Here is a 12,527-nt window from a genome sequence, read left to right as displayed (position 1 = left end):
ACGCGAAAACCCTGGGCCGGCGCACAGCCGACCCAGGGTTTCTGCTGTCAGGAGTTGGAGGCCTTGGCGATCGCGGTGATCGCGGCGTCCAGTGCGGCGTTGAACTCCTCATCGCTCTGCTGGGCCGTCAGGCCCTCGGTCAGGGCGCGCGAGAAGCTGGCGATGACGCCCTGGTTGGCGGCGAGCTTGTCGCAGGCGTCGTCGCGGTTGTAGCCGCCGGACAGCGCAACCACCCGCAGCACCTTCGGGTGCTCGACGAGTTCCCGGTAGTGGTTGTCGACGTCGGGCAGCGTCAGCTTGAGCATCACGTCCTGGCCGTCGCCGAGCTTGCCGAGTTCGGAGAGGATCGCTGCCTTCAGCTGATCCTCGGCCTTGGCCTTCTCCGGGCTGTGGATGTCCACTTCGGGCTCGATGATCGGGATGAGGCCCGCGGCGAGGATCTGCTTGCCGATCTCGAACTGCTGCGCGACAACCTCGTCGAGGCCGGCGCCAGGCATCTTGATGACCGACCGCATCTTCGTACCGAACACGCCCTTGTCACGGGCGCGGGCCAGCAGTTCGTCCAGACCCGGGATGGGCTTCATCACCTGGGCGCCGTCCTTCTCGTCGGCCAGACCCTTGTCCACTTTGAGAAACGGCACGACCTGCTTGACGTTCCACAGGTAGTCGGCGGTGTCGCGACCCTCGATCTGGCGGTCCATCGTGTCCTCGAAGAGGATGGCGCCGAGCACGCGGTCGCCGTCGAAGCTCGGGCTGGTGATGATGCGTGTCCGCATCTCGTGCACCTTGTCGAACATTTCCTCGTCGCCCGAGTACGCGTCCTCGCCGATGCCGTACAACTTCAAGGCCTTGGGCGTGCTGCCGCCGCTCTGGTCGAGTGCCGCAATGAACCCGGCGCCGCGCTGCGCCTTGTTGAACTGATCGCTGCTCATGATCCCTTTCTGACTTCCTTCACTTGACGGGCTTCACCAACCCCGCTCACGCCATTCGCCCAGATGAGGGCGCTCGGTCCCGAGCGTCGTATCGTCGCCGTGCCCTGGATAGACGACGGTCGAATCGGAGAAGACGTCGAACACCCTGCTGCTCACATCACCGAGCAGTTGGTCAAAATCGCCTTCTTGCCAGGTCTTGCCGACGCCGCCCGGGAACAGGCAGTCACCGGTGAACAGGTGCACCCGGTCGTCGGTGGCAGGACCGCCCAGCGCCAAGGCCACAGACCCGGGGGTGTGGCCGCGAAGATGGATGACGTCGAATGTCAGCTCGCCGATGTTGACGGTGTCACCGCCGGCGAGCAGCTGGTCGGGCGTCACGGGCAGCGGCCCGGCGTCGAGTCTGTGGGCGGCGGTCGGTGTGCCGGTCGAGTCCACGACATCCTGCAGCGCCATCCAATGATCCTGATGCTGGTGGCTCGTCACGATCAACGACAACTTCGGCGCATACCGGTCGATCAGCTCAAGCAGAATCGCGGGTTCGTTGGCCGCGTCGATGAGTAGCGTCTCGCCGGTCTGGGAACACGTGACCAGGTAAGCGTTGTTGTCCATCGGGCCCACCGAAACTTTGACGATCGACGCACCGGGCAGTGCCCGCCGCGCTGCGGTGTGCGCTTCGACATGGCCGGTGTAGTTGTCGTCGACGACCGTCATGGTGAGTCACGTTACTTGCCTGCTCCAGAGCGCTCGGCCGGGACTTGGCAGGGACTTGTCCAGGACTTGTCGGTGGGGGCACCTAGCATTGGGCCTGAAGTGCGCCCGGCGAACGAAAAGCGGGCTGAGTTTGAGAATCAGAAGGGGCATCGGTGTCTGACCGCCTAGTTGTCAAGGGTGCCCGGGAGCACAATCTGCGCGGAGTCGACCTCGACCTGCCGCGCGACGCGATGATCGTGTTCACCGGGTTGTCGGGGTCGGGAAAGTCCTCGCTGGCATTCGACACGATTTTCGCCGAGGGACAGCGCCGCTACGTCGAATCACTGTCGGCCTATGCGCGTCAGTTCCTGGGTCAGATGGACAAGCCCGACGTCGACTTCATCGAGGGACTGTCTCCCGCTGTCTCGATCGACCAGAAGTCGACGAACCGCAACCCGCGGTCCACCGTGGGCACCATCACCGAGGTCTACGACTATCTCCGTCTGCTGTACGCCCGGGCCGGCACGCCGCACTGCCCGGTGTGTGGGGAGCGGATTGCCAAGCAGACCCCGCAGCAGATCGTCGATCAGGTGCTGGCGATGGACGAGGGTCTGCGGTTCCAGGTTCTCGCGCCGGTCGTGCGCACCCGCAAGGGCGAGTTCGTCGACCTGTTCGACAAGCTGAACACGCAGGGCTACAGCCGCGTGCGGGTCGACGGTGTGGTGTATCCGCTCACCGATCCGCCGAAGCTGAAGAAGCAGGAAAAGCACGACATCGAGGTCGTCGTGGACCGGCTTCAGGTCAAGGCGTCGTCGAAACAACGGCTGACCGACTCGGTGGAGACGGCTCTGAACCTCGCCGACGGCATCGTCGTGCTCGAGTTCGTCGACCGTGAAGACGACCACCCGCACCGCGAGCAGCGTTTCTCCGAGAAGCTCGCCTGCCCGAACGGTCACCCACTGGCGGTCGACGACCTGGAACCGCGGTCGTTCTCGTTCAACTCGCCCTACGGCGCCTGCCCCGAGTGCGTCGGCCTCGGCATCAAGAAAGAGGTCGACCCCGACCTCGTCATCCCCGATCCCGACCTGACACTGGCCGAAGGCGCGATTGCGCCATGGGCCATGGGGCAGACGGCCGAGTACTTCACCAGGATGCTGAAGGGACTCGGCGACCAGATCGGCTTCGACGTCGACACTCCGTGGAAGAAGCTCCCGGCCAAGGCGCGCAAGGCGATCCTCGAGGGTTGCGACGAGCAGGTGCACGTCCGGTACAAGAACCGCTACGGCCGCACCCGGTCCTACTACGCCGACTTCGAAGGCGTCATGGCGTTCCTGCATCGCCGCATGGAACAGACCGATTCCGAGCAGATGAAAGAGCGGCTCGAGGGCTTCATGCGCGACGTGCCGTGCCCCGAGTGCGAAGGCACCCGCCTCAAGCCCGAGATCCTCGCCGTGTCGATGACAGCGGGCAAGTTCGGTCCGAAGTCAATCGCGCAAGTCGCCGAACTGTCCATCGCGGACTGTGCGGAGTTCCTCAACGCGTTGACGCTGGGCACCCGCGAGGCGGCGATCGCCGGCCAGGTCCTCAAGGAGATCCAGTCGCGGCTCGGCTTCCTCCTCGACGTCGGCCTGGACTACCTGTCGTTGTCCCGCGCCGCCGGCACACTGTCCGGTGGTGAGGCACAACGCATCCGGCTTGCCACGCAGATCGGGTCCGGGCTCGTCGGCGTGCTCTACGTGCTCGACGAACCCTCGATCGGGTTGCATCAGCGCGACAACCGCAGGCTCATCGACACGCTCGTGCGTCTGCGCGATCTCGGCAACACCCTGATCGTCGTCGAACACGACCTCGACACCATCGCCCACGCTGACTGGGTCGTCGACATCGGCCCCGCCGCCGGTGAGCATGGTGGTCAGATCGTGCACAGCGGCACTTACCAGGACCTGCTGAAGAACCCCGAATCCATCACCGGCGCCTACCTGTCCGGCAAGGAGGAGATCGAGGTCCCGACGATGCGCCGCGTCGTCGACAAGAAGCGCCAGCTCACCGTCGTCGGCGCCCGTGAACACAACCTGCGCGAGATCGACGTCGCATTCCCACTCGGTGTGCTGACGTCGGTGACGGGTGTTTCGGGCTCGGGCAAGTCGACCCTGGTCAACGACATCCTGGCCTCCGTGCTGGCCAACAAGCTCAACGGCGCCCGTCAGGTGCCCGGTCGGCACACCCGCATCAACGGTCTCGACCACCTCGACAAGCTGGTGCGCGTCGACCAGTCTCCGATCGGCCGCACGCCGCGCTCCAACCCGGCGACCTACACCGGCGTCTTCGACAAGATCCGCACGCTGTTCGCCGCGACGACGGAAGCGAAAGTCCGCGGGTATCAGCCGGGCCGGTTTTCGTTCAACGTCAAGGGCGGACGCTGCGAGGCGTGCTCCGGCGACGGCACCATCAAGATCGAGATGAACTTCCTGCCCGACGTGTACGTGCCCTGCGAGGTGTGCCAGGGCGCCCGGTACAACCGTGAAACCCTTGAGGTTCACTACAAGGGCAAGACCATCGCCGAGGTGCTCGACATGTCGATCGAGGAGGCGGCCGAGTTCTTCGCGCCGATCAGCTCGATCCACCGGTACCTGAAGACGTTGGTCGACGTCGGTCTGGGCTACGTGCGGCTGGGGCAGCCCGCGCCGACGCTGTCGGGCGGCGAGGCCCAGCGCGTGAAGCTGGCGTCCGAGCTGCAGAAGCGGTCGACCGGCCGGACCGTCTACATCCTCGACGAGCCGACCACCGGCCTTCATTTCGAGGACATCCGCAAATTGCTCGGCGTCATCAACGGGCTTGTGGACAAAGGTAATTCGGTCATAGTCATCGAGCACAACCTCGATGTGATCAAGACGTCGGACTGGATCATCGACATGGGTCCCGAGGGGGGATCGGGTGGCGGCACCGTTGTCGCGACCGGAACTCCGGAGGACGTCGCAGCCAACCCGGACAGCTACACCGGACACTTCCTGGCCGAGACGCTGGGTGTGCAACGGGCCAAGCCGAGGCCGCGGAGCAGGCGCAAAGTCAGCGCCTAACTCGGGTACGCCGAGATTGCGTCCAGGGCCGTGATCGCGCGAAAAGCACAGTCCGCAATGCAATTTCGGCGTGTTACGGCGACCCCTTGCTCAGGGGCGAGGGAAACCGCGGATTGATGCGCACTCCGTCCAGCCACGCCGTCAGCTCCTGCGCCTTGGCCTTGAGGACCTTGGTGTGCTGCCTGCCGACATTTTCCAGGAGCGCGAGTTCGACCCGCGCGTCCACGTCCTGACGCCACGCGCCGACCACACGCCCATCCACCCAAATCGTCGGCCCCGCATTGCCATTGCGATCAAATACCTGGCTGCGGTGCGGCCCCAGATACCAGTCCCGGTCGAACCACCCCATCGTGGTCACATCGAGACCGGGAAGCAGTGCGCACCACGGCGCTGTCGGGGGCTCCGGCTCGTCGTCACCCGGAAGCACGAAGCCCGGCGTCCCCGCGAGATCGACTTCGACTGCGCCGATGTCGGCGAGCGACTGCCGTGCCCAGCCGAGCGTGTTCCCGAACCACCACTTGACGTCGGTGACCGTGGCCGGGCCGAACGCGTAGAGCCAACGGCTGACCATCTCGGCGCGGGCCTTCTCCGGGTCGACAGGTTCGGCGTGCCCGAGCCAGTCCCCGGCGGCCACCCAGCGGGGTCGCGACGTGGTCCAGCCGCCGTCATTCGGACCCCGGACGATGTGGCCACGCGCAGACAGCACAGTGAGCACCCGCGGCGCCAGATGCCCTTCACCGCCGTAGGCCTTGCCGGGAGCCGGGTTGTAGGTGCCCGTCAGCTCGGGGACCGCCTCACGCAATTGGCGTGCGGTACATGGCCCCTCGTTGCCGAGATGGCGCAGCACCGCCGCGCACGCGGTTTCCAGCCACGCCGCGCCGTCGGGAGCGACACCGGCGTTCTGGGCGTCGGCGGCCAATCTGCGCGTCTCGTTGACAGCCACCCGATCGCTGGCGGCCGACTGGATGGCCGGCAGATCCGACGGATGCACCACCCACAGGGTGCGCCGCATCGCCAGATGCTTGACGACCGAGCGCTCGTCATGGAGCGCCGACGTCAGATCCGCTGTCGTGAAACCGGGCAGCCGCGCCCACAGCGACAGATGCGGCGTCGCCGGATCGGTGGCATGCAGCCCGACCAGCTGCGCGGTCAGCGCGCTCACCGAATCGGCATCGTCGACACCCGAAACCAGCTGGTGGCGCCGCGCCAAACGGGCACGCCGTTCGTCGATCGTGAAGGTCCGCATCGAGAAGGAACCGTACCGGCGCGCACCGACAGCGGACCGAAAATTGGGATCGGTAGCCACGGCCCCCGGATTGACTTCACCCCGACGACGCCACTGGGGCGAAGCAAGACGAAGGGAAACATCATGAAGCGAGTACTCGCAGGCGTGGTCGGTCTGGCCGCAGGCGCCGCGATGCTGGTGGGTTGCTCGGACGACAAGGGCACGACCGCCGACAGCACGTCCAGCTCGAGCTCAAGCGAGAGCTCGCAGACCTCCACGGTCGCCGACGGCGGCAAGACCGAGGTCGAGGTCGACGGCGCCGATCTGGCCGGTCTCGACCTCAACTCGGTGACCTGCGTCAAGCAGGCCGGTAAGATCACCGTCGCCAGCGGCGCGATCGGCGGTCAGCAGGGCCTGGGCATCGTCATGACGGACGAGGCGACGCCGGTCGTCGAATCGCTCGGCATGGTGGTCGACGGCAACGCCCTCGCCGTCGCCAACGCAATGGGCGCGCAGTCCGGTAAGGCCGAGGTCGCCGTCGACGGAGACAGCTACACCATCACCGGCGAAGCGGTCGGCGCCGACATGAGCAATCCGATGGCCGGCATGATCACCAAGCCGTTCACGGTCACGGTGACCTGCAGCTGACGCCATGTCAGGTCAAGAAGCGGCGGGCGTGCCCGACACGCCCGCCGCTTCCTATGATTACGCGATGACCACCGGTGCCGGTCATCCCGGAATCGAGCACGACCTCGAACGGGCACGCCAGCTGGCCCTCGCCGCCAAAGAAGAGGCGGCCAAAGACATCCTGCTATCTCTGATGCCCCGCATCGAGGAAGCCGACCGCGACGACCTGATGTTGGAGGTGTACGCGCAACTCGGCGAGCTCTACCTGGTCCGCACGGCCTATGACGGGGTGACCGAAGGCGTGAAGAGAATCGAAGACTGCCTGAAGATCTATCGCGAGATCAGAGCAGGCCAACGTCCGGACGAGGCCGCACAGGTCACCATGTCGGCCGCCGAAATCGACCACATGATCTCCCGGTACAGTCGCCGCGCCCTGTTCCTGCACACGGGTATGGCGGCCGCGCACGGCGAACACGAGACCGCTGCAATGCATCTGGAAGCGTTGACCGGCGAGCCCGGAACGTTCGGTGACCTCGATCGCGAACACGCCTATCTGGTCACCCACGCGCAGATCCTCTGTGCGGTCGCGCTCTGCGATGATGACCTTCATGTGCAGTCACTTCCATTGTGGGAGAAGGTGTTCGACGCGGTCGACGGACCCGGGAACGGCACGGATCTCGACGACAACCTCCGCGTCCTCGCCGGCATCGGGTACGGCCGTTTCTGTGTCGAGACCGGGCGGCTGACCGAGGCCGAGCCGTGGCTGCGCCGCGCCGGAGCCCGGGCCGAGGCCCGCGAGTGGCAACTCGCCACGGCGCGAACGCAACTGGAACGCGCCACCGCTGCCTGGGCTGCGGGGGACCGGGCTCACGCACAAGATCTGGTGCACCAGGCATATCCGGCGATCGCGGAGGGCAACCGCGCACACGATGTGTCCCGCAGCTGGCTCTACTTCGGTCTGATCGCGATATCCGTGGGAGAACTCGACGATGCCGACGAGCGACTCGGCCACGCCGAGCGGCACTGGCGCGAGATCAACAAGCCCCTGCACATCCACCGAATTCTCGTGCAGCGCAGCTGGGTGGACATCCTGCGAGGCGATTTCACCGCTGCCACACAGCGGGCCACGGCCGCCCGTGAATTACTCGACAGCTGGCCGCGGCACAGCTGGCTGCAGTACGCGAGACTCGACGACCATCTGGGGTCGATCCTGCGCGCCGACGCGATGGCGAACCCGGACACCGCCGACGAGAAGTTCGCGCAGGCCGCTGAACTCAAAGTGCCCGCCGCATTGGCCGTCGACTCGGTGCGCTACGCGATCGGCGACGCGGATGCCCGGATGCGCTGGGCGACGCACGTGTCGTCGCGACTGCTCGCGGGTGCATTCGCGGTGGCCTGGGAATGGGGCAACACCGATCTTCTCAGTGAACTGATCGAATATCACGGCGCACGAGGGACTTTCAGTGTTCCGCAGTCGCCGCACACTGCCGACTGGGCGGACACGGCAACCGCCGCGGTTCCCGTCGACGATGCCGACGAGTACGCCCTGGTCGCCTCCGGACCGGGAACCGTGGCGGGCGCCACGCTCACGAAGCTCGGCGCTCTGCCTCCCATTCGCATGCATCCCGATGCCGACCCGGTCCTGGTGAAATACCGCGACCTGGCGCACGCGCGCTATGGCCGGGACGTGACCTCCTCGGAGCCGGCGTGGAGCACCTGGCCATGACCGCCCGGACGTTGGTGCTGCGCTACGCCGACGTCGGCGTAGCGACCTATGCCAGTCTGCGTGTGGTCGGGCAGCCGGACGCCACGGTCGCCTGGGTCGTCGAGGAGGGCGCGCTCGCGACCGCCCTTGGCCTACTTTCCGATGCGCTCCCCGATCCGCGTCCAGCCGAGGATGTCCGGCAGGCACTCGAACGCGCACTCACCGCAGGCTCTTTCGCCGACCCCGCCGCGGAGCAGAACCTCGCCGATGTTCTCGGTGAGCATCTGATCCCGGCTCAAGGCTGGGACTTGATCGCCGCACAGTCACACCCGGCGCTGTTCGTCGCCCCTACGGGCCGTCTCGCCCAGGTGCCGTGGGCACTGCTCGCACACCCCGCTGACCCCGCGCGCCGGCTCATCGAACTGGCCGACATCCTGCTCGCCGCCCCGCCGAACATCGCCAATGCGCCTCGCGCATCCTTCAGCTGGGTCGAACGGCGCGACGGCGCGGCACTTCTCGTCCTGGACCCCCGGGTGCCCGGGCAGCGCCCCGACTCCGCCCTGGGATCGGTTTTGGGCCGACCCGACCCCCAGGGCAGTCTGACACGGCATTTCGCCGAGCTGAGGGCGCACCGGGACGTACTTCCCGAGGTTGATGCGACCGTCGAGCTGTTCCGGTCCAGCCGGGCCGACCGCGGCTGGCTGGCGACCCAATTGACTCACGCCCCGAGCCGGCTGCTGTTCGTCGGGCACGCGACCGCAGCGGACGGCGATGTGGGCCACGCAGACCGTGCGGCTGTGCACCTCGCCGACGAGACCCCACTCTCTGCAGGCGATCTGATGTCCGCCCAGTTGCCGATCCCGCCACGCGCGGCGCTGCTGGCCTGCTCGTCGGGCGGCGATTACCGATTCGATGAAGCCACCGGCCTCGTGGCAGCACTGATCCTCGGCGGCGCCCAACTCGTCACCGCCACGCTCTGGTCCCTGCCGACAGCTGCCGGATACCGGCAATTCTGCAGTGCCGCAACCGATTCCTCGGATCCCATGGCCGACGCCGTCATCGCCGTCGACACCGCTCACGAAGCGCAGGATGCGGGCCGCGCGGTCAACGCGTGGCAGCGTGGGCAGTTGAACCGTTGGCGCGACGGGGATCTCGCCGCAAGTCCGCTGTACTGGGCCGCGCTGGTCAGCTTCGCTGTCGACGGTGCGCGATGACCGTCACCGGCCGCGCGGCACGCGCACCGCGATCGAGGACTCGTCTCCAGGGCGGTAATACATGTCGATGATGCTGCCGGGCGTGAAGTCCGGAAGGGACATCTCAGGGATCATGGTGGTCTCGCGGGCAGGGAACTGCCCGCCCTCGGGGCGACTGACCATGACGTCGAGTTCCACCTCGTGGCAGTCCGACGTGAAATCGCCCGTCAGACGCAGCCCGACGACCACTCCGCGGGACTTGATCACCGTGCTGGTCGGCATCAGCAGCACTGCCGCTGTACCGGCGAAAAGGAAGCTGAAGAACATCAGGGTCAACAAGCTGGGCATGCCATCAGCGTCGATGAGGCCCACGGCTACCGAACCCAACTTCTATCCTGATCCGGTGAGCACGGGAACCGATACGTCGATAGCGGTGCGGCTGCCCCGCCGCGCGGTCATCGAACGTGCGTGGCGGGCGATCGGCCCGGGCGTCAATGTGCTCAGCGCCGACGACGGCGGACCCCTCAGCCGCACCGTCAAACGCATCATCGATCCGCTGGTCCTGCGACTGCGATCGAACACCAAATACTCCGCACCCTTCGTGACAGCCGACATCGCCGCAGAGATGCACGACGCGATCGTCGGCCAGTCGGACACGTTGCGCGCGACGTCTCAGTGGTTCGATCTGCTCAAGCGGGGACGCCGCAGACTGCGCATCACCACCGGCAACGCCCAGGAGCTGTACTTTCCGCTGTGCTTCGAGCTCGCCGTCACGCGGGGCGCGCCGGGGGAGGACGACCACGGCGCCGCCGAAGCGATCTTGCGGGAGGTCCACTCCGACCGCGACCGGACCGCGATCGAGGTGCTCAACCGCCATATCGACGACGAGGACGTCGTCGCGGCGCTGTCGGCCCAAGTGGTCGACAGCTGGCTCGACGTCCAGGCGGGGACGGAGATCACCGGACCGTTCCTCGCCGGGCTGGGCACCGTGCTCGGTCGGGCCGACGGGCATAACGCCGAGGTCGCCCGCCAGCGGGTGTGGTCGGCTCTGATCGCCGATGCGACGCCGTACAACCTGGGTGCCGCGGCCCGCGGCGACGGTGCGGGCCTGCCGTGGTCGATCGTGGCGCTGGGGCTGAGTTCGGCTGAGCCGCAGCCACCTCCATCGATCATCGGAGCCGAGGGCGGGCGGCCCCTCGACCGCAGTGTCGTCGAGCGGGTGCGGGCCACTCTGCGCCGTGCGCTGGCGCGCGACGAGCTTCCCGATGTTCCGCTGCTGTGCGCCGAAGAGGTCGACCGCTCGTGCGCTCCGTGGGGGCTGATGGGTGAGGACAAGCAGGCCACCCTCATCGCCGGTATCGACGTCGCCGTCGACCTCGCACCGCTGGACGAGACGGCGCAGTGTCGCACCGATCTGGCCCGCCAGATCCAGGCCCGGCTGCGCAAGGAGGCCTACGTGCTGCACGCGCGGCGCTACCTGGCCGACGGAGCCGCGGTGCACCCGCGCCAGCAGGGAATCGTCGATGAGCTCGCTGCGTTCTGCCGCCCTTATCTGAGCCGGTTGTGGGCGCGCCTGCACGGCCGCGACGTGTGGCAGGAACCGTGCTCCGACGTCGACGAGGTGCGCGAGCTCCTCGAAGGTGTGTCGCGCTCGGTCAGCCTGGATCACCGCCAGCGCATCAAGGCGATGCTCGAAGCGCGGGACATCCGATGAGGTTCGTCGAAGACTCGGGGCTGTGGACCACCGCGACGGCACGCGACGCGGTTCCGTTGACCGCCGTTCTCGAGGTGTCGGGGGCGGTGCTGTCCTGGACGGTGGACGATCCCGATGCCGCAGTACATGTCTCCTTCACCGATCCTGTTCGGGCGGAATGGCTTTGGCGGATTGCCGGGGAGGCCGGGCACGCCGCGATCGCATCGGGTCTGGCAGCGGAGCCCGACGGGAGCGTGGAGATCGACGGTGTGGAACTCGACGCGGATGCGCTTCGGCCGCTCCGCCGGTTGGCGCTAGGCCACTGGCTGCGGCGTTGGTGGCCGGCGAGCTATCGCGACGGCATCGCCGAACTCGACGATGCGCTGCTCGCCGGTGAACTGGCGCTGCTGACCGCCGCGGCCGAGGACTACTTCGCCGACGGCACGCTCGACTCGGACGTCGGGGAGCTGCTGGCGCCCCACGCCGAGGTGCTGAATGCGGTGGCGCGGCTGGGAGATCCACGAGTCGGCGAGCTCGTCGCCGCCTGCGCCGAACTCGCCGCCGACACCGGCGTCGCGTTCGAGACGCCCGTCGTGGCGGCGCAGGCCGGCATGCGAAACGACTACGCACTGGTCGCCGGTGCTGCTCAGGCCGGCAGCGCGGGCCAGGCGATCGCGACGGGCATCGCATCGGTGCGCTGGGCCGCGGTGCCTCCGCGCGTTTTCGACGCCGCCGAGGGCACCGTCGACTGGCGGGTTCAGGCCGACGGCGCCGTCGCGACGGCGGTCGTGCGGACGGAACTCGCGGGTGTCCGCTCGCCGGAGGGGATCACCGTGCGGGTCGAATCCGGCGGAATCCGCGGTGTCGGCCAGCTGGACAGCGCGGGCAGCGCGACAGTGGAGCTGCTCGACGAACACCAGGTTCCGGTGACGGAAACGGCTGCGTGGAACCGTGATTGGCGCGAAACGGCAGTGACCATCGGCGTCGACGTCGGTGAGACGCCTGCGGTGCGAGAGCGGGTGCGGACGTTCGCGAAGAGTCGACTGCAGCGCATCGGCGCAGACGCGTTCCTCGCCGAAGTGCTTGCTGCCGAGTCCGACTACTGAGCCGAGTCGGGTGACTTGCCCATCGACTCGCGGATCTGCGCCAGCCGTTCTGCGGCGGCGCGTTGCCGGGCGTCGTACTGCTCCTCGATGGAGCGCCCCTCGGGCGTCTGGGCGTCGAGCTCGGCCGATCCGATCGACGTCGTGTAGCGCGTCTCGATCTTCTCGCGCACGGACTCGAACGTCGGCACCCCGTCGGGGGTGTAGCCGGTGTCCGCCGGGATGACCGGCTCGGCGGGGACGACTTCGGCGTCGATGATCGGCTCATCCGGCATGGTCACC

The 12,527-nt window shown here is 67.4% G+C and carries 11 protein-coding genes; 6 read left to right on the top strand and 5 right to left on the bottom strand.

Annotated elements, in window-relative coordinates; all coding sequences use genetic code 11:
• Positions 1-47: 47 nt before the first annotated feature.
• The gene (locus P9A17_RS29570; protein ID WP_278042345.1) at positions 48-932 is read right to left on the bottom strand and encodes a fructose bisphosphate aldolase; all 885 of its coding nucleotides are present in this window, start codon (positions 930-932) and stop codon (positions 48-50) included.
• Positions 933-965: 33 nt separating this feature from the next.
• Positions 966-1,643 carry an MBL fold metallo-hydrolase gene (locus P9A17_RS29565; RefSeq protein WP_278042344.1) on the bottom strand — a complete coding sequence of 226 codons (678 nt, stop codon included), beginning with the start codon at positions 1,641-1,643 and terminating at the stop codon, positions 966-968.
• Between the two features lie 152 nt (positions 1,644-1,795).
• Here P9A17_RS29565 and uvrA point away from each other — a divergent pair, with 152 nt between their 5' ends.
• Positions 1,796-4,699 (top strand): excinuclease ABC subunit UvrA, encoded by a 2,904-nt coding sequence (gene uvrA / locus P9A17_RS29560; protein WP_278042343.1) that lies wholly within the window; start codon positions 1,796-1,798, stop codon positions 4,697-4,699.
• A gap of 73 nt (positions 4,700-4,772) precedes the next feature.
• Here the strand turns inward: uvrA and P9A17_RS29555 are convergent, their stop codons facing one another.
• Positions 4,773-5,945, bottom strand: coding sequence for a winged helix DNA-binding domain-containing protein (locus tag P9A17_RS29555; protein ID WP_278042342.1), 1,173 nt, complete (start codon positions 5,943-5,945; stop codon positions 4,773-4,775).
• Between the two features lie 123 nt (positions 5,946-6,068).
• Here P9A17_RS29555 and P9A17_RS29550 point away from each other — a divergent pair, with 123 nt between their 5' ends.
• The 3 genes from P9A17_RS29550 (at position 6,069) to P9A17_RS29540 (ending at position 9,470) form a co-directional block, all read left to right on the top strand.
• The gene (locus P9A17_RS29550) at positions 6,069-6,572 is read left to right on the top strand and encodes a lipoprotein LpqH (protein ID WP_278042341.1); all 504 of its coding nucleotides are present in this window, start codon (positions 6,069-6,071) and stop codon (positions 6,570-6,572) included.
• A 64-nt stretch (positions 6,573-6,636) separates the two neighbouring features.
• Complete coding sequence (locus P9A17_RS29545) at positions 6,637-8,277, top strand: hypothetical protein (protein ID WP_278042340.1); 1,641 nt, start codon at positions 6,637-6,639, stop codon at positions 8,275-8,277.
• Positions 8,259-9,470, top strand: coding sequence for a CHAT domain-containing protein (locus P9A17_RS29540; protein ID WP_278042339.1), 1,212 nt, complete (start codon positions 8,259-8,261; stop codon positions 9,468-9,470). Before P9A17_RS29545 ends, P9A17_RS29540 begins: the two co-directional genes overlap by 19 nt.
• Before the next feature lie 3 nt (positions 9,471-9,473).
• Here P9A17_RS29540 and P9A17_RS29535 read toward each other — a convergent pair whose 3' ends face one another.
• On the bottom strand, positions 9,474-9,797 hold the full coding sequence (locus tag P9A17_RS29535) for a hypothetical protein (protein ID WP_278042338.1): 324 nt from the start codon (positions 9,795-9,797) through the stop codon (positions 9,474-9,476).
• Between the two features lie 55 nt (positions 9,798-9,852).
• On the opposite strand from P9A17_RS29535, the gene P9A17_RS29530 reads away from it, so the two are divergent.
• Both P9A17_RS29530 and P9A17_RS29525 read left to right on the top strand, forming a co-directional pair.
• Positions 9,853-11,163, top strand: coding sequence for a hypothetical protein (locus P9A17_RS29530; protein ID WP_278042337.1), 1,311 nt, complete (start codon positions 9,853-9,855; stop codon positions 11,161-11,163).
• On the top strand, positions 11,160-12,248 hold the full coding sequence (locus tag P9A17_RS29525) for a hypothetical protein (protein ID WP_278042336.1): 1,089 nt from the start codon (positions 11,160-11,162) through the stop codon (positions 12,246-12,248). The genes P9A17_RS29530 and P9A17_RS29525 overlap by 4 nt, the downstream gene beginning before the upstream one ends.
• Here the strand turns inward: P9A17_RS29525 and P9A17_RS29520 are convergent.
• Positions 12,242-12,520, bottom strand: coding sequence for a hypothetical protein (locus P9A17_RS29520; RefSeq protein ID WP_278042335.1), 279 nt, complete (start codon positions 12,518-12,520; stop codon positions 12,242-12,244). The genes P9A17_RS29525 and P9A17_RS29520 overlap by 7 nt on opposite strands.
• Positions 12,521-12,527: the final 7 nt, after the last annotated feature.

It is taken from the genome of Mycobacterium sp. 236(2023) (assembly GCF_029623955.1).
Lineage (GTDB): Bacteria > Actinomycetota > Actinomycetes > Mycobacteriales > Mycobacteriaceae > Mycobacterium.
The sequence above is the reverse complement of the archived record's forward strand: the minus strand, read 5'-3'. Positions and strand labels throughout refer to the sequence as shown.

Excerpts from the sequence above, each read along its gene's own strand:
- P9A17_RS29570 (WP_278042345.1), bottom strand. The coding sequence starts at position 932 with ATGAGCAGCGATCAGTTCAACAAGGCGCAGCGCGGCGCCGGGTTCATT.
- P9A17_RS29565 (WP_278042344.1), bottom strand. The coding sequence starts at position 1,643 with ATGACGGTCGTCGACGACAACTACACCGGCCATGTCGAAGCGCACACC.
- P9A17_RS29555 (WP_278042342.1), bottom strand. The coding sequence starts at position 5,945 with ATGCGGACCTTCACGATCGACGAACGGCGTGCCCGTTTGGCGCGGCGC.
- P9A17_RS29550 (WP_278042341.1), top strand. The coding sequence starts at position 6,069 with ATGAAGCGAGTACTCGCAGGCGTGGTCGGTCTGGCCGCAGGCGCCGCG.
- P9A17_RS29545 (WP_278042340.1), top strand. The coding sequence starts at position 6,637 with ATGACCACCGGTGCCGGTCATCCCGGAATCGAGCACGACCTCGAACGG.
- P9A17_RS29535 (WP_278042338.1), bottom strand. The coding sequence starts at position 9,797 with ATGCCCAGCTTGTTGACCCTGATGTTCTTCAGCTTCCTTTTCGCCGGT.
- P9A17_RS29525 (WP_278042336.1), top strand. The coding sequence starts at position 11,160 with ATGAGGTTCGTCGAAGACTCGGGGCTGTGGACCACCGCGACGGCACGC.
- P9A17_RS29520 (WP_278042335.1), bottom strand. The coding sequence starts at position 12,520 with ATGCCGGATGAGCCGATCATCGACGCCGAAGTCGTCCCCGCCGAGCCG.